The sequence below is a fragment of the Brumimicrobium mesophilum genome, from assembly GCF_003025005.1.
Taxonomy (GTDB): Bacteria; Bacteroidota; Bacteroidia; order Flavobacteriales_D; family Crocinitomicaceae; genus Brumimicrobium; species Brumimicrobium mesophilum.
Map to the genome: position 1 here is coordinate 76554 of NZ_PVSS01000004.1, position 22968 is coordinate 99521.

At 32.4% G+C, this 22968-nt stretch carries 19 protein-coding genes; 17 read left to right on the forward strand and 2 right to left on the reverse strand.

The genetic code is table 11. From position 1 onward, the window contains the following. The first annotated feature begins 152 nt into the window (after positions 1 to 152). The 5 genes from C6368_RS05040 to C6368_RS05060 all read left to right on the forward strand — a co-directional run bounded on the left by C6368_RS05040 (position 153) and on the right by C6368_RS05060 (position 6159). A complete protein-coding gene (locus tag C6368_RS05040; protein ID WP_159038445.1) occupies positions 153 to 632 on the forward strand; it encodes a hypothetical protein in 480 nt (159 codons plus the stop codon). A 468-nt stretch (positions 633 to 1100) separates the two neighbouring features. After that, positions 1101 to 2105: a hypothetical protein gene (locus tag C6368_RS05045; protein ID WP_159038446.1), complete on the forward strand. Its 1005-nt coding sequence runs from the start codon at positions 1101 to 1103 to the stop codon at positions 2103 to 2105. A 175-nt stretch (positions 2106 to 2280) separates the two neighbouring features. Beyond that, positions 2281 to 2643, forward strand: coding sequence for a hypothetical protein (locus C6368_RS05050; RefSeq protein WP_159038447.1), 363 nt, complete (start codon positions 2281 to 2283; stop codon positions 2641 to 2643). 80 nt (positions 2644 to 2723) lie between these two features. Further along, positions 2724 to 3449, forward strand: coding sequence for a hypothetical protein (locus tag C6368_RS05055; RefSeq protein WP_107038103.1), 726 nt, complete (start codon positions 2724 to 2726; stop codon positions 3447 to 3449). 154 nt (positions 3450 to 3603) lie between these two features. Further along, a complete protein-coding gene (locus C6368_RS05060; RefSeq protein ID WP_107038104.1) occupies positions 3604 to 6159 on the forward strand; it encodes an AAA family ATPase in 2556 nt (851 codons plus the stop codon). 287 nt (positions 6160 to 6446) lie between these two features. On the opposite strand, the gene C6368_RS17255 is transcribed toward C6368_RS05060, so the two are convergent. After that, positions 6447 to 6611, reverse strand: coding sequence for a hypothetical protein (locus C6368_RS17255; protein WP_159038448.1), 165 nt, complete (start codon positions 6609 to 6611; stop codon positions 6447 to 6449). A gap of 181 nt (positions 6612 to 6792) precedes the next feature. Here C6368_RS17255 and C6368_RS05065 point away from each other — a divergent pair, with 181 nt between their 5' ends. The 11 genes from C6368_RS05065 to C6368_RS05115 all read left to right on the forward strand — a co-directional run bounded on the left by C6368_RS05065 (position 6793) and on the right by C6368_RS05115 (position 20084). Beyond that, entirely contained in the window at positions 6793 to 7509 is a 717-nt protein-coding gene (locus tag C6368_RS05065; RefSeq protein WP_107038105.1) for a DUF2071 domain-containing protein, read from the forward strand. Between the two features lie 225 nt (positions 7510 to 7734). Next, complete coding sequence (locus tag C6368_RS05070; protein ID WP_107038106.1) at positions 7735 to 8310, forward strand: hypothetical protein; 576 nt, start codon at positions 7735 to 7737, stop codon at positions 8308 to 8310. Between the two features lie 50 nt (positions 8311 to 8360). After that, positions 8361 to 9056, forward strand: coding sequence for a hypothetical protein (locus tag C6368_RS05075; RefSeq protein ID WP_159038449.1), 696 nt, complete (start codon positions 8361 to 8363; stop codon positions 9054 to 9056). Positions 9057 to 9867: 811 nt separating this feature from the next. Then, positions 9868 to 10536 (forward strand): hypothetical protein, encoded by a 669-nt coding sequence (locus C6368_RS05080; RefSeq protein WP_107038108.1) that lies wholly within the window; start codon positions 9868 to 9870, stop codon positions 10534 to 10536. After that, positions 10536 to 11927 carry an RtcB family protein gene (locus C6368_RS05085; protein WP_107038109.1) on the forward strand — a complete coding sequence of 464 codons (1392 nt, stop codon included), beginning with the start codon at positions 10536 to 10538 and terminating at the stop codon, positions 11925 to 11927. The genes C6368_RS05080 and C6368_RS05085 overlap by 1 nt, the downstream gene beginning before the upstream one ends. Before the next feature lie 10 nt (positions 11928 to 11937). Further along, a complete protein-coding gene (gene prfH, locus C6368_RS05090; RefSeq protein ID WP_107038110.1) occupies positions 11938 to 12627 on the forward strand; it encodes a peptide chain release factor H in 690 nt (229 codons plus the stop codon). A 421-nt stretch (positions 12628 to 13048) separates the two neighbouring features. After that, positions 13049 to 13615: a tetratricopeptide repeat protein gene (locus C6368_RS05095; RefSeq protein ID WP_159038450.1), complete on the forward strand. Its 567-nt coding sequence runs from the start codon at positions 13049 to 13051 to the stop codon at positions 13613 to 13615. Between the two features lie 342 nt (positions 13616 to 13957). Continuing rightward, complete coding sequence (locus C6368_RS05100; RefSeq protein WP_107038112.1) at positions 13958 to 16162, forward strand: tetratricopeptide repeat protein; 2205 nt, start codon at positions 13958 to 13960, stop codon at positions 16160 to 16162. A gap of 68 nt (positions 16163 to 16230) precedes the next feature. Further along, positions 16231 to 17067 carry a DUF6624 domain-containing protein gene (locus C6368_RS05105; protein WP_107038113.1) on the forward strand — a complete coding sequence of 279 codons (837 nt, stop codon included), beginning with the start codon at positions 16231 to 16233 and terminating at the stop codon, positions 17065 to 17067. A gap of 9 nt (positions 17068 to 17076) precedes the next feature. Beyond that, positions 17077 to 17946: a hypothetical protein gene (locus C6368_RS05110; RefSeq protein WP_159038451.1), complete on the forward strand. Its 870-nt coding sequence runs from the start codon at positions 17077 to 17079 to the stop codon at positions 17944 to 17946. A 251-nt stretch (positions 17947 to 18197) separates the two neighbouring features. After that, positions 18198 to 20084: a S8 family serine peptidase gene (locus C6368_RS05115; RefSeq protein ID WP_159038452.1), complete on the forward strand. Its 1887-nt coding sequence runs from the start codon at positions 18198 to 18200 to the stop codon at positions 20082 to 20084. 68 nt (positions 20085 to 20152) lie between these two features. Here C6368_RS05115 and C6368_RS05120 read toward each other — a convergent pair whose 3' ends face one another. Continuing rightward, complete coding sequence (locus tag C6368_RS05120; protein WP_107038116.1) at positions 20153 to 21001, reverse strand: Cbp1 family collagen-binding glycoprotein adhesin; 849 nt, start codon at positions 20999 to 21001, stop codon at positions 20153 to 20155. Between the two features lie 82 nt (positions 21002 to 21083). On the opposite strand from C6368_RS05120, the gene C6368_RS05125 reads away from it, so the two are divergent. Then, positions 21084 to 22865, forward strand: a complete 1782-nt coding sequence (locus tag C6368_RS05125; protein WP_107038117.1) for a M61 family metallopeptidase — start codon at positions 21084 to 21086, stop codon at positions 22863 to 22865. Positions 22866 to 22968 lie beyond the last annotated feature (103 nt).

Below are 22968 nucleotides of genomic sequence, written 5' to 3' on the forward strand. Positions count from 1 at the left end.
TACACACAACACAGCCTTTGACGGTCAGCCTGTAAAACTCTTCGATTTTTACATTCATGTAAAACTAAAAGTTTGTATCTTCGATAAAACATTTAGCTAACAGGCCGCCGCAAAGCCTCATCCGTTGTGCATAATTTAAGAAAACTCACGAATTGAATAAAATAATAGGAATAATATTGACAATTACCCTTCTGATTTCTTGTGAAAATTTGGGAAAAACAGAAACGGAAAATAGTTCTGATTCTGAAATTAAATTCACTCAAACGGAATTAATAAAATCGGAATCAAATCAAACCGAATTGATTGCTCAAAAAATACTCGACCTTCCTAAACTTCAATGGATTTATCATCCAGAAGTAAAAGAAAGATTACCCGTAAAAATTTTGGAATCTGAACTGGTTGACAAAAGTTTGAACTTAAATAAATTCGGACAAAAAGTTAGAATATTATCAATATCGGAATTGGAAAACGAAGGAATTAAAGACTATGTAATATTTGATAAAATAAAAATCGGAAAAGATACAACTGATTTTGAACTTCACTATAAAATAGAAGGTGCAGGTTGTAGTGGAAAGTTCTTAAACGAAAATGGGAAATGGAAAATTATCGATTATTCTGTTTGGGAAAATTAAAAAACTATGCACAATAACTAAGTCTTCGGCGTGCCGATAGGCTAACGCTGAAGACCATGTTGACGGATCCGGATTTCCTTATGGGGAAAGCGATTTGATACCTTGTTTATGAAAAATTATTTTGCTGATTTACGCTTTGATATTGAGCGTGTGTTTTTAAATGTTTGTAGGTTTTTTTATGCCTTTTCTGTTTATTCCTCTTCAATTTTCAATTGACAAAATTCATGCGTAATTATTGCGGAGCCAAATCCCCTGCAAAAAACCTTAGACGTAGAATTATACGGATAATATACGCTTACGCGAATAATCTATTTAGATCTTCTTGCGATAAGCTATAGAAAATAGACGGAGTGACATGCCTTTGCATTGAGAATAATGCTATATTTGATGGAGAAGATACAGGCGATATATGCGCAATGCGCATAGCCAATTGTTAAGTGTAACTAGTTGAATCCTGCGTAAAGAAACATGAACATCAATAGAAACATAATTACAGTAATCATTTCGATCATCTTTGTAAGGTGTGTTTTTGGGCAAACTGAACTCCAAAACAAAAATATAGAGATGTATACGACCTTGCTAGAAGATAGTCAAGGATATCCAAATTGTGATTTGAAAGAGAAGGGTTCAAGTTTTATATTTAAAGTAATTAGTTCAACTGACACTACAATTAGCCCCGGAAGCACAATTGCCATAGCAATAATCTGTACGCAAAATTTAATAGACGAACTATCTGTTGGTACATCCTATAATCTCAATTTGTCAAATAATCTTATTTATAACGGCTCTAAAGTAACCGATTTACTCCAAGATGGTGGGGAACTTATTCAACAACATAATGAGTCTAATAAAATATATTGGGTATTAGATTTAGATAAAATAAGACCCGATTTTATCAGAAGAGCAGAGTTAAAACTAGGAATTGAGGATTTTCCAATGAAAAAGCTAAATACAAAAAAGCCTTTAAGCTCAAATTACATTGCTTCTTCTGATAACAGTGATAGAGAAGGTGAAAAAAGTGCTCTTATTAATGTTGCAAACTATCCATTCCCAATAAAAAATGAAACCTATTTACCCGATGGTGAGATAGGCCTTTTCGTAGATACAACAATTCAAGATTATTATGATAGTAAATATCAAGGTTATCGTATGTTTTTATTCAATAATAGCAACAAGACAGCTATCTTCTCTTCCAACGATAATAGAATACACTTAATTGCACAAGCTCAGGATCAGAATGGAGTTTGGCGCGACATCGAAGTTTATGACTTTAGCGATTGCGCCCATAGTTACTATGATGTGATTCTTATACCTAAAAATCAATGGAGTTTTGTCGCCCCTTTACCAAGTGGTAAAAACCTGACCAAAATTCGAATGTCACTTCATTATACCGAAGGAGACTATAAAAAAATGATATATAGCAACGAATACGAAGGATATATTAATTGGGAACAAATAATTATTGAAGAATAATACACATAACACAGCCTTTGACGGTCAGCCTGTAAAACTCTTCGATTTATACATTCATGTATATCTAAATGTTTGTATCTTCGATAAAACATTTAACAAACAGGCCGCCGCAAAGCCCCAAACGTTATACTCAATTAAATAAATGATACTCGATTGCTATAAAATATTGAAACAGATGGAACGCAGACCCGCAATGTGGGTTGGGGAAAATACGTTGAAAGCAATTCACTTGTATATATCAGGATATTACCATGCTCTTTTAGATGAGGGAGTTGTAACTGCTGCTCATACAGACGAACCTTTCTTCGACTGGGTAGCGGACAAATTAGGGTATTTTGAATCAACAGCTGGATGGGTAAATATGATAGTTGCAGAATCAATGGGGTTTGAATCAAAAAACATTAGTTGGGAGGAAGTATTTGAAACTCCAACAACAAAAGAGCAACACTCTATTTCAATTAATCGATTTTATGAGTTACTCGAAGAATTTAAAAAAGAAATGGAAGAACAGAGTATAACAAAACCTAAACTGCATTGAAACGCAGTTTAGCCAAACGTTAAGTGTAATTGTATAGTACCAAATTCGTGAATAAACATGAATAAATTATATATCTAGTTATGAAGATCATTTTTTTAATCACTTTATTTTTATTTTCTTTTTTAGATTTTAGTGTTTGTCAAACAACAGATTTATTCAATATCAATATCAAATTTGTTGACGAATCTAACAGTCCTATACATGGCTTACCAGTTAGTATAAGTTATACAGGTGCGCCTAGTTCTATGTATCATGTTACTAATGAGAAAGGTTTAATAAACGTAAATATCTCAATACTCAACCCTTTTTCACCAGACACACTTTTCGGATGTTATGTTGGGGTAGTCTATAATGATTACGAATTTTTATCTGAGACACTCACAATAGCTAAGGATACTTTGAAAGAAGACTTTACTAAAATTTACAAAATGCAAAAAATGCAGCCAGTGGAATTGGATGAAGAACAATTTAATAATTTAACTGGAATAATTTCGTTAGAAGACTTTGTCAAAAAGGATACACTTTTTTTATATCAATCTTTTATGATGCCTGCACCCATACCTATGGCATTAGGTTTTAACTCTATAGAGTTAATTAAACTATCAAAGAATACATTTAAGTTAGATCTCTATAGCTCAGAATCTTCCTACGCAAAACATCGAGTGGAAAAACTTATCCAAGTAAATCTAAAAAAAAGTAAAGTTATAATAGAGATAGACGGTGTTAAATTCAAGTTTTTATTACAAACACTACAAAGTCAAACACAATATGGTTATACATACAGATATATGCTCATTCGAATGTAATACACTTAACACAGCCTTTGCCGTCAGTATGTAAAACTCTTCGATTTTTACATTCATGCAAATCTAAAAGTTTGTATCTTCGATAAAACATATAGCAAACAGGCCGCCGCAAAGCCTCAACCGTTATGCCCAAGCAAAATAAAGACCTACGATTATGAACAGTAATGCAAAAGAATATTTAAAAGAATTTGCCACCTCTCAACCTGATTGGTTAAAAGCTCTTATTTATGATTCTATTGAATCAAATGGGAATATAACAAATGAGAGAAAAAACGAAATATTCAGCCATTTAACAAATGGTACTAACTTAAATATTACAGAACCAAATCTAAGTAACGAAACTACTGATTCTGAGATTCGACTTACAAAACTAATTCATAAAAGTGGAGTAAATGCTTTAAAAGAAAACCAGACGATAAAGTTCTCTAACGATGTAACAATTTTATACGGTATGAATGGTGCTGGAAAAAGTAGTTATTTCAAAGTATTGAACGAAATAGTTGGAGGAAATCAAAAGAAAGAAATATTACCAAATATTTATACTGAAACCTCAAAGCCAATTGAAATAGAACTAAGCTTTGAATCTCAAAATGGACAAAACCAAACAATAAATTGGAATGGAAGCAACCGCTCCCTCAATTTGCTTAATAAATGTAAAGTTTTTGACACTTCGTATTTAGAAGGTCTTTTGGCAACAAGGAAAGCTGACAGTACGCTTATCCAACCTTTAGGTTTAAATCTGTTTACTTATTTAGTTGGAGTAATTGATGATTTTAAGGACAAGGTAAATAACAAAGCCGATAAAAAAAGGCTTGAAAAACCAACATTAGAATTAAAACATTTAAGTGATGATATAAAAACATCTTTTGAAAGTCATCAGGTTTCCAGTAGTATTAAATCACAAGTTGAAAAACTAGATACTTTTTCTGACGAAGATTCAGTGAAACTTAAAACCAAAAAAGGTGAGCTAAAAAACTTAAAGCAGATTAATATTCAAGATAAAATTCGTCTTAAAAAGAATGATAAAGACGAATTAGAGAGCGTTAAAAGTCATATTGACAATGCTGTTAAAAAGATTTCTGGAGCATTAACAAGAACACAAAATTCCATTAAAACATATACAGAAAGTAAAGAGGCTAATAAGTTAGCGAAAAAGCAATTTGATATTTTATCAAATATCCCTGCCAACAATACGGAAGAATGGAAAGAGTTTATTAAAGCAGGAGAAAAATACACTTCAAAATTAGACTCCGCAGAAAAAGTTTGTGCTTATTGTCGTCAACCTTTGGCAGATGATAATTCCATTAATTTGGTTCAATCATATGGGAATTTCCTTAAAGACGAATCGGAACAAAAATTGAATGGAGCGATTCAAAATTTGGAATCACTTAAACAGGAACTTAATGGAATTTCGGTTAAGCTGAAAATAAAAGAAAACATAGAAGCGATTTTAAAAGAAACTAAAATAGCGGATTCGGACGAAACACTTAATAAACTCATAGGTAATATCATTTCTAATCTTGAAAAAGGAAAAGAAGAATTAATTACTGCTATAGATAGCAAAAGTTCTAAAGATTTTGAAATTGAATTTAAGAACAAGGATATTGTTAATTTAAAACTTTCTGCAATAATTGATAGCTTACAAGCTGAAATCGTAAAATTTGAGAATGATAATAAGGACAAGAAAACTCAAATAGACAAACTTGAAAAAGAAATAAAAGGCTTTTTAGAAAATGAATCAATTAGCCAACAGAAAGAAAATATTGAGAAATGGTTTAGTGTTGATTCTGTTGAGAAAGAGTTAAGACAAAAATCAAAAAAAATAAATACAAAAAAAGTCAGTGATCTTTCAAAAACAGCTCATAATGATTTATTGACAGAAACGTTAAAAACCGGTTTTACCGATGAATTGACAGGTTTAGGTTTTAATAAACTTGAAGTAAAGCTCGAAAATGCAAGAGGACAGAAAGGAACTTCGAATACAAAATTAACTCTTACCAAAAATAAGGATATAAAAGCTGTTTTAAGTGAAGGAGAACAAAAAGCTGTCGCTTTAGCTCTCTTTGTTGCAGAAGCTAAAATTCAAAAAAGTATCAATCCAATAATTTTAGATGACCCAGTTAATAGTCTTGACCATAAAATTGCTGGAAATTTTACCAATAGACTATTACAGTTAGAGAATCAAATTATTCTCTTTAATCACAATAAGTTATTCCTTGAAGCTTTTGAAACATCAAAAGAAAATCATATTTGTAAAACTATTGATTCTGCTTGTAATAATTCGAGAGGTAAACACATTAGAGTTTATCTTGTCAACAACGAAGGTAAAAATTCAAAAGGAGTATTGACAAATTACAAATTGAACAAAGCTTCAAATCATATTCGTGATGCGAAAAGATTACTAAACGGTTCTCCATTTGAAGACGGCTTAAAAGTCGCAAATTTGCTTAGGAAGGCAGTTGAATGTACAATTGATGAAAAGATATTCAATAACCAAGTACCAACTAAGAATAGTACAAAAAACAATCGTATTAATTGGGACGAATTGAAAAAACTAAATAATGATGAACTTACAATAAACTCATTAAAAAACATTCACAGTAGAGTCTCTGGTGGAGAAATGCATAATGGGACTGAAAACGAAGAAAATCCTATTGAGATAGATGAATTCAATACGATGATTTCTGATATTGAACAGTTATTAAATTGAACAATGCCAGGGCATAATAACTAAGTCTTCGGCGTGCCGATAGGCTAACGCTGAAGACCATGTTGACGGATCCGGATTTCCTTATGGGGAAAGCGATTTGATACCTTGTTTTTGAAAAAATATTTTAGTGTGTTACGCTTTGATTATGAGCGTGCATTTCGAATTTAAGTTGGTTGATTACAATTCTTTGTTCTTAAAAAGGAGTATTTACCAGATGTTTCATTGTTTTTATGTTTATTTCACTACTTATAAGCCATAACTTCTCCATTACGTTAATATCGTTGCATTTATTCTGTTGATTTATTGATACTTAAAGTTTTTCTCCAGTTTTCTGGTGGACCTCTTCCATCAAAAAGCAGAACAGTGATTAATTTTCCTTTTTTACACGTTGGACATCTCCTGTTGTGCGTTGGGTTTTCCTTAATAATTTCGGACGTATTTTGTTTATTCAATAACTTTTGAAGTTCGGGAAGCTTTACCTTTTTCCAACTGCTGCTTAATATTCCAAAATGCCTTATTCGAGTAAAAGCTTGTTGGTTTTATAAATGAGATTATTGTTATATTTGGTAGAAATACTACAGTTTGGTAGTAGACTATTGTCGAAAGCCGATTGTTAAGTGCAACAACAACAAAATGAAAATACCTAAGATTAAAGGAATAATTGACCGTAGAATCCTTATCAATTACCAAGTTGACAAGGAAGTTTTGGATAATTATTTACCTGAGCCGTTTAAACCAAAACTAGTTAACGGAAAAGGTATTGCCGGAATTTGTCTGATAAGGCTAAAACAAATAAGACCTAAAGGTTTTCCCAAGCAAATCGGAATATCATCTGAAAATGGAGCCCATAGAATTGCTGTTGAATGGACTGAGAATGGTCAATTAAAGGAAGGTGTTTACATTCCAAGAAGAGATACTTCTTCCAAATTGAACGCTTTGGCAGGTGGAACTATTTTTCCAGGAGTTCATCACTTTGCTAAGTTCACTGTAAAGGAATCTAATGGTAATTATAACGTTGCATTTATTAGCGAGGACGAAACATCCCTTTCAATTATCGCTAAAGAAACTGATGTTTGGAATGACCAAAGTATATTTGATAATTTGGAATGTGTATCCCAGTTTTTTGAAGCTGGATCTGTTGGATATTCACCGCATAAAACCGAATTTGATGGACTTGAACTTAAAGCATATAATTGGAAAGTTTCTATGCTTAAAGTGACAAAAGTTAATTCTAGCTTTTTCGAAGATTTGACAATATTTCCTAAAGGTTCAGTGGTTTTTGATAATGCTTTATTAATGAAAGATATTGAACATGAGTGGATTGGGTTACCTAGGATAAAAGGCATTTAACATTACTTATGTTTCTTTGGAGAAGTTGCGTAGAACTAGAAAATTTGAATTGTATTTGACAGAGCACCAAATAACCGATTTGGCTTTCAAGAAAATAAAAACAAAATGCGGTGAGTTGGCTTGTGGAAATTTGGAAAATCCGTAACTTTCTAATTCGCCTACGAAAACAAACATTTACCGTTAGCATTAGTTATGGAATTATTTTGAAGGTTGAATCTTATGAATATGAAAACAATACACATCTTGATAATCAGTAGCATTTTTGTTTCACTTACAGCTTGTATGAAAAGAAATATTGCAGGAGATTATTCTGCAAAAGTATTTCATTACCCCAAGGGAATGAATCATGAAATACTGGAAGAAAAAAAATCAAGGGTATCTGTTGATCCAAATGGTGTCGCAAGCATAAAAACTGAGACGATTTCTTTTCATTTGATACCTGAAAGAAATGAGAGTATCACAAAATTTTTCATGTACATTGATAAAAATCTGAATATTTATGCCACATATTGTGCAGGAGGTCTAATCCCAAGCACAGAATACCAAGGAAAAGGTAAATTAGATCATGGCATGCTCTATGTCGATTTTTTCAGAAAAGATATTTTCGGTTTTAATCGACAAAAAATGGATTCAATTCTATTCGATAAACCTTTCCAATTGAAATTTTCGGTTGAGAAGGATGAATCATGGAAAAATATGGGTATTGAATATTTTCCAACAAGACAAAAATTGAATATTAAAGACAGTATTTGGAGTGTCCATTATTTATTTAATATACAAGATAATACTCACACCATGTAAAAAGCATTAAAACGACATTTTACACTAAACGTTATTAAAAAACGATGAAAATGAAATTTTGGTTTCCACTTGTACTTACACTATTATGGAACGCTTGCCTTTCTCAGTCAATAGATATTGATTACTTTGGGAGGTTTAATAAATCGAACAATTTTGCATCAGAGGATAGTTTAATTCTTTCTCTTAAAAGTGACTTCTCCTTTACATTGGAGTTCAATGACCCTTATGTTTGTGCTGCTTATACTGACTCTAAACGATTTTGCACTGGAACATATTCAAAGAGAGGTGACACTTTAAGCTTAAAAAGCAAATCGTCTGAAAGTAACTTTTACATAATGCAAGAATCGAACGTTGAGAACGTACATTCAGACTCTATTTTCATTATACTTTCACCATCAAAAAGCGTGCATTTAAAGGGCCCACGACTATACGTCTCTGTTAATTCAGTTCCAATCGGAGAATATCAAATTGGAGATACAATTACCATTGACAAAGCGACCTCAGATATTAGGATATTCAGCAAATGCCTGTACGATATGTATTGGAAAATCACCCTGAATGGAAGCTACAAACCTAGAGTTTACCACCTTCAATTAAATCTCAAAGCCGCAGAGGAAAACCTAAGTTTGGAAAATATCAAATTTCTTTTAAAAGACGGTGAATTGCTTATGATGGAAGACTTCTATTTCATTGATATCTTAGAAAACCGATTAAAGGAAAAACAACCGCCAATAATCAAGCCCTAATAAACACAAATAAACCTTGATTTCATTGTGCTTGGTGTTGAACTCCGCCTTTGGTAGCGGGTTCGAAGCCTAAAAAACCATAGAGATTCAATACCAAAAGGTGTGATTGAATTTCTAAAAATTGGACTTTCTATTTTTAAAAATGGAGTGTCTATATTTTTGTGACTAAGTCCGAAGAGTAAGGGTTTTAAATTTAAAGATTTTTTAGAAATATAATATCAAATATCATAGTCGTAATTATAGTGTTGTTTATTAGATTGTTAAGAGTTTATTTTCTGTGTATAAAACTCAAGTTAAAACTTAATTTTATTTATATTTTACACCCAATTCTCAAATTAAATTAGGATTTTCAACAAAACAATTTTATACTTGTACCCGAAATAGAATAATAACCCATTAAAAACCAAAGCAATGTTTGTACTAACATCATATAAAAAATCTGGAACTTGTGATCAAGTTTTCAATATGCTTTGGAATAAAAAGATTTCATAATCTTACTCAATATTTTTATGAAAGTCCGAAGCACCAAGTGTTTCGGACTTTTTTTTTGTATCAGATCCACAGAACAATTCCCGTTCGCAACACTCCAAGATAATTAACTCTTCAAAAAGAGACATTACAATTTCCTAAGGTTCTTTTTTTCATCTGTCAGCATAAGAAAACTGGCAAACGTGAATAATTCAGCCTGATGAAATTTAATTTAAAACAAAAGCAATGAAACAGATTTACACCACAAGGAAAATCTAGTTAATTCAAATTTTTAGCTAGTAAAATCAAAAATTAGAATACTAAACGCTAAAAAAACAATACAATGAAACCTGTTTCTATAAAAGAAATAAGAGAGAAAGAGGTTCGCAGATTGTACAAGGAATGGAGCGAAATTAATCGTAAAAAACGGAATTTAGGTTACATAAAATTAGAAAAACCTATCCGTCATGGCTGGTTTAAAGAACTAGTTCTTCTCAATAAATTGGAACGATATAAGTGCAAACCCGAAATAGAGGAAATTGCACAAGAATTAAATCATTCGGTTTGGGGAAGAACCAAGGAGGAAGCTCAAAAAAAATGGGATAACGAACAATCAAATTATTTGATTTACAGAGATATTCCAACATTGAGTCCTAAATCTTACAATAAGTTAAGCGATAAAGCGAAGAAACACTGTACTATTTTCGAGTTTAAATACTATAAAAAAATTCGAAAACGATACTATGTTAGAATTCCTAAACACACTTATAAAATAAAATTTATACGTGCTTACAATACTCATTCTAAAATAATTGACCCAGAACTTGAATCTAAAACAGATTTGATTCGACAACAGTTTCATAAAAAAGGATGGTACGGAATTGCGAACCATGGATACTCATGGAAAGACGATTGGGGGATTAATCCTACTAAGATTGATAGGATTCAAACCAAACGAAAATTAAATAAATACAAAAATTACTCCTTAGAGGAGATAGAAAACAACCTATAATGGGAAAGAAACTAAGCGGGAAAGACCTAATAAAATTGGGTTTCCCACAGAATAACAGCATCAATATTACATTAGGAATACTAAGTAATCAGCTGAAAAAGAAAGGAAAACAGAAAATACTAAAAGAAGCGTCTGAAGTCGTTAAAAACCCAGAATATTATTTGGGAGACGGAACTTGGGGCAAAATAGCCGAAAGTTTGGTAGAACCTGTTGATATAAGCAAACAAAAATTGAAAACACAAAGAGTGCCTTTTACCATTTTTGGTGAGAACGAAATTAATGAAGAAGCAAAATTCCAATTGTTTGGAGCTTTAAAACTTCCTGTTTCGGTCGCGGGTGCATTGATGCCTGACGCACACTCAGGTTATGGATTACCGATTGGTGGAGTTTTAGCGACTAAAAACGCAATTATTCCTTACGCAGTTGGAGTTGACATTGGCTGCCGAATGTGTTTGAGTATTTACCCAATAAAATCTTCATACCTCAATGGTAAGAAAGACCAATTGGTGAATATACTAAACGAACATACAAAGTTTGGAATGAAAGAAACTCATCGTAAAAAACACGATAGCGAAGTATTCTACAGAAGTGAATTTAAGGACATTCCGCTTGTAAAAAGTCTTTTAGACAAAGCGTACAAGCAGTTAGGAACTTCCGGAGGAGGAAATCATTTTGTGGAATTTGGTGAAGTGAGAATTACAGATGTTGACAATGAGTTTGGTTTAGGTATCGGAACTTATTTGGGTCTGTTATCACACAGTGGTTCCAGAGGATTAGGGGCGAATATTGCCATGCATTACTCTCGATTAGCCGAAAAACAATGTCCTTTACCTAAACAAGTTCAACATTTGGCTTGGCTAGACACGAATACACATGACGGAATGGAATATTGGTTGGCGATGAATTTAGCTGGTGATTATGCTAAAGCTTGTCATGACGATATTCACGATAGAATATCTAAACAATTGGGGAGTCGTGCTGTGGCAAAAATAGACAACCATCACAATTTTGCATGGAAAGAATTCGTGAATGGCGAAGAGTGTATCGTTCACCGAAAGGGAGCAACTCCAGCTGCGAAAGGAGAGTTGGGAATTATTCCAGGTTCTATGACTGCGCCAGGTTACATTGTGAGAGGAAAAGGAAATAGCCAAAGTTTAAATTCTGCATCACATGGTGCTGGAAGAGCATTTTCTAGAAGTAAATGCAAACAAAATTTTACGCAAACAGAAATGAATAAATTACTGAAAGAAAAAGACGTAACACTCATTGGTGGAGGAATAGACGAAGCTCCGATGGCGTACAAAGACATCGACAAAGTGATGCGAAATCAAGCTGAATTAGTTGATGTGATTGGGAGTTTTACTCCAAAGATCGTCAGAATGAATTATTAAGAAAAATAGAATGAAGAAATACATACAAATAACCTCAGGAAGAGGTCCAGAAGAATGCTGTTTTGTAGTGGCTCAAGTGCTTAAGAAAATAATTAAAGAGTGTAAAGCAAGCAATTGTTACTACGAAATTATTTCACGAGAAAAGAGTAACATAAATGGTAATTTACATTCTGCTTCATTGTGGATAGACACCACTAGAAACAAGGAAATAGGAAAAGATTGGTTGGGAACGATTCAATGGGTTGGAGAAAGTCCGTTTAGAAAATACCACAAGCGTAAAAATTGGTTTGTGGGAGTTTTTGAAATTGAACAGAGCAATTTTAAAGAGTTGAGTCAAAAAGAGATATCCTATGAAGCGATTCGTAGTTCAGGTCCTGGAGGGCAAAATGTAAACAAAGTAAGTTCTGCAGTTAGAGCAACCCATTTACCGACTGGAATTAGTGTAAAAGTGATGGATACCAGATCTCAATTACAAAATAAAAAACTAGCCAAACAAAGAATAGAAAAGGCTTGGGAAGAACATCAACTTGCTACTATTAGAAAAAGGGAAGACGATGCATGGTTTAATCACATGAACTTAGAAAGAGGAAACCCCGTCAAAGTTTTCAAATCAATTGACTTTAAACAAGAAGCTCAACCTAAAAAATTCCGAAATGAAAGAAAAACGAGAAAACAAGAATGGAAGAGAGAGATTGGGTGATAAACGTTAGATAAAAAATCATTAACGTTTGGAGTAAATTCTACCTGATTCGTAAAACACTTAATATTAAGGACTACTAGTTAGATTTTTGAATAGAGGCCTTAATATTTCAAAAATCTCAAAATCGGAGCGCCTGGGATTCCACAGCGAAATATGAGTTTTCAAGTGGAATTGCATTTCTTTGAAAAAGAAATAAAGCATGCAACGATAGAAAATCTCATGGTGCGCAGCATTCGCCTTGGAATTTCATTGATTTTTTTGTTTCGTTTTTTTATCAAGAAAAAAATGAACCGATACGATGTGAGCTCATGAAGACCTTTAAAAGGTTTAAAAAACTGAATAAAAGAAATATATTTTAAAGTGAAAACCTAATTATCGGAGCAGGTGCTTTTTACCTGACGATTGAAATAAATAAATGAAAATGAACCAAAATAATACATATTTAATAAAAGCCTTAGATAATTATCCATATAATTTGGAAGAAACGGTTGAGTCTTTGAATTTTGCACTTTCTTATGATCCTAAAAACACGCATGCACTGTGTTTACAAGGAAGAATTGAGGTTGATGTTTATCAAAATTATGAATTAGCGATTGAATTTTACCAAGAAGCTTTGGGAGAAAATATGAGGGCTACATTTGTGTACCCTCACTTTGTTCTTGCATTAATTTTAAATGAAGATTATGAGAAAGCGCATAAATTAATTGATTTTGCCTTAACCATTAAAGCTTCAGATAAAGGATTGATTTATACCCGACAAGTATATTTATTAGAGTGTCAGAGAGAATACGAAAAAGCACTTGAAGTAATTAAAATAGCTAAGAAACATTGCTATGATGACAGTTTAATGGATGATTTAAATGACTTTAAAAAACGTATCAAATCAAAAATGCCTAAAAAAGAAAAAAATGAAATGAAGAACAGTAAGCCAGATAAAAAAGAATCGGAGCCCGAAAAAAGAAAGTGGTTCTGGAGTAGAAAAAAGTGAAATGTCCAAGCATGCGATTATTTGCGTGCTTGGGTATTTTTAAAAATAGTTGAAACAATTCATCCCTAGCTTCTAGATTGAAGTTATTGAGTATTGGTGAGAATAAACATGGATAATATTGTACTTGTTTTCATCTAAAACCAGTGTATTTATATGTAAATATTCCATTTCCTTTTAAGTTTAGGATGTGGTTTTAAATCCTAACTTTGAAAGAATAAATAGATCAGTATTTCAACTTTATATCAATTGGAAAATCCAATTTGAGTTATTGTTTTCTAATAATTTTCTATTTTTACCCTTAAAGCGAATAGGTTCCTACTTAACTAAACTACTACATAACTTATGAAACGATACGAAAAAATATTACTTATCATTTTTAGTATTGTATTTTTACTTCAATTTTTTGACTTCCCTGGGAAAATTTTATTACTTGTTCTTACCAGTTGGCTTATAGCAGCGTCTTACCTTGTTGGGGGTTATTGGATTTTTCAAACAAAAGAGCGTAAAAATTCAATTCTGGCTATTCTGGCTGGAATAGTGTTTGCTGTCTCGGTTTATAAATTACCTTTCTTAGTTCAATTAAGAAATAATCCAAATAATATTTATTTTCCACTTTCAAATGGCTTACTATTTATTGTTTTAACAGTCTTTCTTTTAATTAAACGAAAATCGGATTCTAAGTATAGAAATACAAAATTAATATGGCTACGTTCTTTAATAATTTTAGTTGTTGTTTCATTTTTCACTTATATACCAACTACATTTAAACCCTATAGAAACCTAATTTACGGTCTTAATAATGGAAATTTTTCTATTCAAGAAAATCTCAAAATGTTTGATTTTAATGAGCTATTTGATGAAGCATATGAAGAAGGGGATTGTGAAAATGCAATTATTTATGCTGAAAAAGCAGTCGAATCTGGGAAAAATTGGTTAGGAGTGCCTTCAGATCAAGAAGCCGAGGATTATTTAAATTCAGTTGAAATAAATGCGATTAGTGGAGCTTTTACCAGTTTGTACAAGGCTTATGCGTGTAAAGCCAATGAGTATTATGATAGAGATCAATTTGACCAAGCATTAAATACCTATCTAAAATCAGAAAAAGCAATTTCTATTTCTAGACCAAGTTCTGAATACTGGAAGATAGAGCATATATTGCTTAAAAATAGAATTGCTTTATGTTACCGGAATATTTTTGACTATGAAAAAGCAGATTCTATTTTTGTAGAAGTAATCCAAGAGTATACTTCATTAAAAGATTCTACAGATGAAAATACGGCTGAATTTTATAGTAACCTGGCTAAATCACTTGCTGAGCAGGGGGGGCTTGAATATTCTAATTCATTCTTTGAAGAAGCTATTTTTATACTCAAAAAAGAAGATTCAGAAGATGAGGATATTAATTATGCTTTGATTTATAACTATCATAATTTAATTACAAACCTTATTGGTTTAGAACAATTGGATAAAGCTAAATTCTATATAGATGAAACATTCCAAATTCTAGATGAGACTGACTATGCTTTTTGTACAACAAGCTATTATGATGGTTACTATTATTACCGATTGAGCGAATACAAAAAAGCCGATGAAGTCCTCTCCAAGAGTTTAGCGCTACTAGAATCTTTTAATGAACCAAAAAATAATGGGATTGCAGAAAACCTTTTCATAAAATCTAAAGTAAAAATTGCACTTGCTGAATATGATGAAGCGAGAACTCACTTGCAAAGAGCAATGCAAATAGTTGCTAAATCTCAAGGGGAAAATCACAGTAGATATGCTAATTTTCTCTTCTTAGATGCCGAATTAGATCAATTGTTAGGGCAATATCAGAGTGCTGAATCAAAATACCACCGGATTATCAATTCAAATAACGAATATGACATTGAATTAGCAGAAGTTTATTCCAGCTTGGCTAATCTTGAATTAATACTTGCGAAATTCAACAAGGCTAAATCACATTCTGAAATTTCAATATCAAGTCTAAATGATTTAATAGGTGAGGAAGATCCTTCAATCACTGGTGTAATAAATAATGGGGCTTATGTGAATTATTACATCGGAAATTATGCGCTTGCAGATTCCTTTTACCGAAAAACGATAAATATTAATGCTGACTTTGAGTTGCAATCAACTGCTTCGACTGCAATAGCTTTAAATGGATTAGGATTGGTTATGGCTGCTAGAAAAGACTACAAAAACGCAGACTCGCTATTTGTTCAATCTTTAGAGTTACACAAACAATTATTCACGGAAAATCATCCTTTAACTGCGATAGTATATTTGAATTATTCTGGTTTATCGATAAGTCAAAAGCAGCTCAAGAAAGCCAATGAAATGCTTGATAAATCAATGCGAATTAACAGAAATTTCTTTGATGAAAAGCATGATGTGTTTGCAGATATTTTCTCGAGCTATGGTGATTTAGCAATAGCAGAAAAGCAAATTGATTTGGCTAAAGAATATTATAGAAAAGCACATAAAATTTATCTTGAGAAGTTTGGAGAGAATCACATTAAAGTAAAATCTTTGAGCAAGAAGCTATAATTAGAAGAGAAAATTTAAAAATAAGTATTGGAGTAACTGGTTGTTAATCAATATGAAAAAGAACTAAAATGAAAAATGTACTTTTCACCCTAATAATTTCATTCCTCTTCCTAGGAACATTACAATCTCAAAGGAATTATATCGAATATTATCAATTAATTGAAAAGGTCAAATTCAATAAAAAAGGTGACAGCGCTATCTTTGATCTAAAGAAGGCTTTTGCATCGGTTGATTATATCCACATTGAAAATTTGAAATTAGGAAAAAAAATAGCAAGGAAAAACAATGATAAAGAATTGCTGCGGTATTGTAAAGCTGAGTTAGCCAAATCGAAAGACAATTTAAATCAAGACTTGAAATCAAAATTAGATAGTATTGGGGAAGAAGATCAAAGAGTTAGGGGAAGAAAGTATTCTAAAGCTAAAAATTATTGTTATCGCCATTTGACAGACTCAACATTTGAATATAGTGGAAAAGAATTATTGAAATCCCAACAACTCATGAGAGAATGGTGGAGTGTTGATAGCTCTAATGTCGAATACATTAAATACATAATTTCAAAATATGGATATCCATCAGAGCAATTAGTGGGGAGAAAAACCAATCGTTCCGTAGGAATTATCCTTCTTCATTATGATAAGGACACTGCAAATCATATTATGGGAGAAGATTTAAAAAGAGCTTTGGTAGCAGGGAAGATTGATCCAAAAACTTATGCATGGATAATTGATCGACATTTGATGTATGCTGGCAAACCACAGAAGTTTTACTCAATACCAAACCCTTGGAACAAAATGAGTGAAGAGAAAAAAATGGAATACAATAAAAACAGGCATGCCATAGGATTAAAGTCTTTAGATGAGATTAAAATAATTGTGAGAGGCAATCGTACGATAGTGAAGTGATAGGAATTTATGAAGAGGATAATTTACATATCGGTCATCTTAATAATAGCATTGTCATGTTCTGAAAGAGATGTAGAAATTAAATCAAAAGACTGGGAAAAAGAATTGATAGGCGTTGGTTTTATTGGAGAAAATCCAGATTCATTGGTTTATCCTTTTAGTTATTATCCTCAAAATCATCAACAACCAGGTAAATTAAAAGAAGTCTTTAGACTAAATAGTAGTATTTCAAGTGATACAATTTCAATACCCAATACTTTTCTTTATAATTTGTTAAGTGAGGTGAAATTGGACAATAGAATTACTGGTGAATCATCAACTTTTAAAATAACAAAATTTGAATCTTTATATCTGTTTTCAAAAATAATAGGGTTTGATTTTATACCAGAGATAATTTATTTCGATAAAGCTCCAAATATATATCCAGAGTTTTTAGATTATACTTTCATCACAGGATTTGATCTCCTAGGTCGTTATGAAATTGAGATATCGAAGCAAGACGATATAAAAGTATGGCTTTCATCGGGTGCGTACAGTAAATACATATTCGAACAATACGAAACAGACCATGTGGATAAATTATTCATTAATTCTGTATTGAATCTTTCAACTGAGAAAAGGTATGATACAATAAGCAATGATCTTTTTACATGCGGTGTTTCCTTTCTTGAAACTAGTGTCTATAATGACTCATTATTCAAGTATAACCTTAATTTTTACAGAAAACCTAGTGCAGGAATATTGGTTGGTTATTTCCGTTCAAAAATAAATGATACTATTCATGGTAAAGATGAAATTAGTACTGATATTGAGTGTCCGTTTGATCCGAAATATTTTCGCAACTTGCCTGTAGCCATCAAACCAAAAATAAATGATTAATCTAGGTCTGCCTTTTGTGAAGAGTAATCATTTTTTTAACGTAATATAGTTGAAAATAAATGGTTGTGAAAATCTATTTAAAGGTATAAAGAGACGTAAATCATAAATTAACTTGAAGACTTTATCTGTATTTATTAAGGTGTGTCCTAACTTCTTGTCTTTTCGTCATTATTCTAATACTATCCAACACAAAATTAATTTCATTATCTTTAACCAAGATTACAACATTGCTAAAACTCATGAAAACCAAAATGAAAAAACAACTTATTTTATTCGGTGCAATTTTATTCGTTCAATCTGGTATAAATGCTCAAAATGAACAAGACAGAAAGACAATTATTGAGCAAACCAATACAAGTGCCCTTAAAGCGATATCTGATAGACACAAAGCTCAATATATTTCAGCGTTAGAAAAAGCACAAAAAGAAGGGATTCCGTTAAAAATCACAAATAGCAAAAATGAAATTGGTCATTTCTCTGGATTCGATTCAATGGGAAAGCCAGTTTATGATTTTGATGACAACGAAAATGCGGCAATCACAAGTAGAATAGATAGAATTAGGGATGGAGGTACAAGCGGTCTTGATTTAGATGGAGATGGTATTGAAATTGGACATTGGGAAGCTGGAGGTTTGGCTTTAACAACTCATCAAGAATTTGATGGAAGAGTAACCCATATGGAAAATTTTGCTGTGAGTAGTCATTCTACACATACCGCAGGGACAATGATTGGGTCAGGAATAGATACAGATGCTCGAGGAATGGCCTCAAGCGCAACCATTGTTTCTCGCCAAAGCGGTAATGATGAATCTGAAATAGCTGATTTTGGAGCTGCTGGGGGACTAGTCTCCAATCATTCTTATAGTTCTGGAAATCCTAACGGTTCAATTCCATCTTATGGTTTATACAACAATAACGCAAGTGAATGGGATGAAATTTTATTCAATGCACCTTATTTGACTGCATGTAAATCGGCTGGAAATACCAGAAATGATGGAGTTAATACTGGAGATAATGGTTATGATATTCTATATACTACGGCAACGAGTAAGAATTTATTATGTATTGGAGCAGTAAATGACATAAGTTTATATGTGAATCCTTCATCTGTAAATCAATCTTCTTTTAGCAGCTGGGGTCCAACCGATGATTGGAGAATTAAACCTGATTTAGTTGCGAACGGTGTATCAATGTATTCAGCAGACAATGGTGGTGATGATGACTATGGCGTTAAAAGTGGAACTTCTATGTCTACACCTACCGTTACAGGGGCGATTGCTTTGTTACAACAACATTATCACAACGAGAATAGTGTTTACATGAAGTCGGCAACTGTAAAAGCTTTATTGTTAGGTACAACAGATGAAGCTGGAGCAAATGATGGTCCCGATTTTGAAAATGGTTGGGGTTTATTGAATGCAGAGCGTGCCAGTGAGGTAATTTCAAATCATGGAACCACATCTAGAATAAATGAACTTTCCTTAACGAATGGAAATACGTACACAACAACTTTTAAATCTGATGGTTCAAAACCTATTGCATTAACCATTGTTTGGACTGATCCTTTTGGAAATCCAGTAACAGGGACAACTGATAATCAAACTCCAATGTTGGTTAATGATTTAGATGTAAGAATATCTGGGAATTCTTTGGTTTACGAACCTTGGGTAATGACCCCAAACGCTACTTCTGATAACTTCACTGATGCCGCAACTAAAGGTGATAATTTTAGAGATAATATTGAAAGAATAGACATAGATACTATTCCAGCGGGTGAATATACTGTTTCTGTTAGTCACAAAGGAAGTTTAGAGAATGGGTTCCAAGATTTTTCTTTGGTGATTAATGGAATATCTGTGAGTACAGTAGATTTAAAAGAAAGCCAAACAGAAGAAATTTCAATTTTGGTTTATCCAAATCCTACAGAAAATGGTTTGCTCAATGTTACAATTCCTGAAGAGTTAAATGGTGGGAATTATGAAATTCAAATGTTGGATTTATTGGGGAAAATCATGATAAAAGAAAGTCACACCAATAAAAATATCAAAATCAATGTTTCAGATTTGAATACGGGTTCGTATATTTTGCGAGTACTGGTAGGAGGAAAGTCATTTAAGAAGATGGTTGTGGTGGAGTAATAAAAACGAGTAAAAAAAAAGCGCGGTAATCATATGACTACCGCGCTTTTTGTATTTTATATATTTTCTTACTTAACTGTAACGACTAAGTATTTTGAAACTTTCCAAAACTTCTCAGCATCCAAAATGATTAATTTATCACCCTTCCATTCATAAGAAGAAATAGGGTGGTCTGTTACTAAATCTGGTTTGTTTCCAACGATTCTGATTTCTTTCACTTTAGTTTTATCCATTTTCTGGAAATATTTTTGGTTTAAGTCTTCAGCAATGTTTGTCTTACGACCAATACCAATAAAACCACCATCTCTTACCAAAACATTATTGGCCGTTAATTCGTCTATTGTTCCGTATGCATAGAATACAGAATTCAATTCTTTGATGACATCTAAAGTCATTTCGACTTGTTCTTGATACTCATCGAAAAGTTCCGAATATTCCATATCTAAGTCAGCCAAAGATTTTTGAAGTGCAGTAATTTGTTCGTCTTTCGCACGAATTTGCATGACCAAACGATCCGTCATACCTTCTAATTCAGCAATTTTCAAATCTTTTTTACTTAGACTCTGTTTTAAGTTCTTTACGTTTTGAGCATTTTGATTTCTCAAAAAATTAATATTTTGAATTTGTTGAAGAATCCACTCTTGATCGTCTTGAGAAATTTCAGGATTATTACTTCTAACACGAATCTCTTCTTCCTTCACATTAATTTTGGCAAGGTTTTCTTGAACCTCATTGAAAAATGAAATCGCTTCATTTAAAGCAGAATCCTTTTGAGCACTTTCAAGCTCCATTTGTGCTACTTTATTTCGCAACTCAATCATTTCAGCTTCTTGCTCAGTTGTCAACTGATTTTCTGTCGTATCACTTTTACAAGCAGCAAAAGCGATTATAAGTGTAAATAAAAAAATGTATTTCATCCGTTTGTTTATTTGATTCTATTCACAAAACTAACGAATTCTTTGGGTTAATCGTATATTTGAGAAAATTCAATGATATATTATGAAAATTTACAATTTACTCGTTGCAGTTTTACTTTTTAGTGGAACTGTCTTAGGTCAAAAAGTGCATCATGAACTCTCTATGCCTGCACCAGAAACACATTACTTCCATGTGGAAACAACATTAACTGATTTCGAAGAAAAAAAATTGGTCATCGTAATGCCAGTTTGGTCTCCAGGATCTTATTTAGTAAGAGAATTTCCTAAAAATGTAAATCTAGTTCGTGCAAAAGATGAAAACGGAAAGGAACTTGCAGTTCAAAAAGTGAGTAAAAACAAATGGGAAATCGATAAAGGAAACGCCAAAAAAGTAACGGTAAACTATGAAGTATACTCTTTCGAATTAACCGTAAGAACTTCTTTTTTAGATAAAACACATGGGTATTTAAATGGAACAACAATCTTCACTTTCCCAGAAGGTCACATGGATTTAGGAGGAAACTTAACAATTGTTCCTCATTCTTCATTTAAAACAATTACTGCCCCTCTAAAAAAGTCAAAAGAAGGATTCAGTACTGACAATAGAGCTGAAACTTTCGAATTTGAAAATTTTGAACAATTGGGTGATACACCAATAGAAATTGGAAACCAAGAAGAATTCAGTTTTCAAGCTGCTGGAATTAAGCACAACGTTGCAATGTATGGTCCAGGAAACTACGATGTTGAAAAATTAAAAGTAGACATGGCGAAGATTGTTGAATCTACAACAGCAGTTTTCGGTCAAAATCCAAATAAGGAATATTGGTTCATCATTCACAATACAGATTCTAGAGGTGGGGGATTAGAGCACATGAATTCTACAACTTTACATGTGAATAGATGGACTTATGGACCGGAGAAATATAATCAGTTTCTTTCTTTAGTTGCGCACGAATATTTTCATGTTTGGAATGTAAAACGTTTACGTCCAGCAAACCTTGTGGAATATGATTACAGCAATGAAAACTACACAGATTTATTGTGGGTAATGGAAGGATTTACTTCGTATTATGACGAATTGATCTTGAGAAGAGCAGGATTCTATACAGAAAAGGAGTACATGAATGTATTTAAAAATACAATCAATTATGTTGAAGGAACACCAGGAAACAAGGTTCAACCTGTTGCACATTCTTCTTATGATGCTTGGATTAAATCTTACCGTCCAAATGAAAACAGCAGAAACACAAATATTTCTTACTACTCGAAAGGTGGGTTGTTGGCACATGCGATAGAGGCAATGATCATCAAGAAAACGAAAGGAAAAAAGTCTTTGGATGAATTTATGCAAGTTCTTTATAGCAAATTCTATGAAGAAAATAACACAGGAATGACACCTGCGCAATTCAAAGCTACTTTAGAGGAGTTTTTGGGTGACAATATGGATGAATTCTTTAAAAAGTACGTTTATGGAACTGAAACAATTCCTTATGCCGAATATTTTAAGGATTTAGGTCTGAAAATCGATATGAATATTGAAAAAAGAGTTTCAATGGGTATTTCAATGTCAAATAACGAAGGGAAATTAATTGTGAACAATGTTCAATCGAACAGTGCTGCAGAACGCGCGGGTATATCACCAAACGATGAAATTATCGCATTTAATGGATTCCGTGTTGATGTTAGTGGTCTACAAGATTTCCTAGGTAAACTATCAGAAAATGATGAATTCAATTTGATCATCGCTAGAGGAGACCAATTAATGAGTATTGATGTGGTAATGGGAACTATTGAAATTCCACGTTATGAATTCTCTTATGAAGAAAATAAATTAGGAACGTATTGGTTGCGTGAAAAGAAATAGATATTGAATGCATACAAAAGGTTGTCCCTGTTCTGAATGGGGGCAACTTTTTTTTTGGTAAAGAATTTGAAATAGGCTGGAAAAAGCGATAAAATATTTAAAG

What these genes read in the sequence shown, in the direction of transcription:
- C6368_RS05095 (WP_159038450.1), top strand. Translation starts at nt 13,049, where the DNA reads ATGAACCAAAATAATACATATTTAATAAAAGCCTTAGATAATTATCCA.
- C6368_RS05065 (WP_107038105.1), top strand. Translation starts at nt 6,793, where the DNA reads ATGAAAATACCTAAGATTAAAGGAATAATTGACCGTAGAATCCTTATC.
- C6368_RS05100 (WP_107038112.1), top strand. Translation starts at nt 13,958, where the DNA reads ATGAAACGATACGAAAAAATATTACTTATCATTTTTAGTATTGTATTT.
- C6368_RS05105 (WP_107038113.1), top strand. Translation starts at nt 16,231, where the DNA reads ATGAAAAATGTACTTTTCACCCTAATAATTTCATTCCTCTTCCTAGGA.
- C6368_RS05055 (WP_107038103.1), top strand. Translation starts at nt 2,724, where the DNA reads ATGAAGATCATTTTTTTAATCACTTTATTTTTATTTTCTTTTTTAGAT.
- C6368_RS05075 (WP_159038449.1), top strand. Translation starts at nt 8,361, where the DNA reads ATGAAATTTTGGTTTCCACTTGTACTTACACTATTATGGAACGCTTGC.
- prfH (WP_107038110.1), top strand. Translation starts at nt 11,938, where the DNA reads ATGAAGAAATACATACAAATAACCTCAGGAAGAGGTCCAGAAGAATGC.
- C6368_RS05110 (WP_159038451.1), top strand. Translation starts at nt 17,077, where the DNA reads ATGAAGAGGATAATTTACATATCGGTCATCTTAATAATAGCATTGTCA.
- C6368_RS05050 (WP_159038447.1), top strand. Translation starts at nt 2,281, where the DNA reads ATGGAACGCAGACCCGCAATGTGGGTTGGGGAAAATACGTTGAAAGCA.
- C6368_RS05070 (WP_107038106.1), top strand. Translation starts at nt 7,735, where the DNA reads ATGAAAACAATACACATCTTGATAATCAGTAGCATTTTTGTTTCACTT.
- C6368_RS05120 (WP_107038116.1), bottom strand. Translation starts at nt 21,001, where the DNA reads ATGAAATACATTTTTTTATTTACACTTATAATCGCTTTTGCTGCTTGT.
- C6368_RS05125 (WP_107038117.1), top strand. Translation starts at nt 21,084, where the DNA reads ATGAAAATTTACAATTTACTCGTTGCAGTTTTACTTTTTAGTGGAACT.
- C6368_RS05085 (WP_107038109.1), top strand. Translation starts at nt 10,536, where the DNA reads ATGGGAAAGAAACTAAGCGGGAAAGACCTAATAAAATTGGGTTTCCCA.
- C6368_RS05080 (WP_107038108.1), top strand. Translation starts at nt 9,868, where the DNA reads ATGAAACCTGTTTCTATAAAAGAAATAAGAGAGAAAGAGGTTCGCAGA.
- C6368_RS05060 (WP_107038104.1), top strand. Translation starts at nt 3,604, where the DNA reads ATGAACAGTAATGCAAAAGAATATTTAAAAGAATTTGCCACCTCTCAA.
- C6368_RS05045 (WP_159038446.1), top strand. Translation starts at nt 1,101, where the DNA reads ATGAACATCAATAGAAACATAATTACAGTAATCATTTCGATCATCTTT.
- C6368_RS05115 (WP_159038452.1), top strand. Translation starts at nt 18,198, where the DNA reads ATGAAAAAACAACTTATTTTATTCGGTGCAATTTTATTCGTTCAATCT.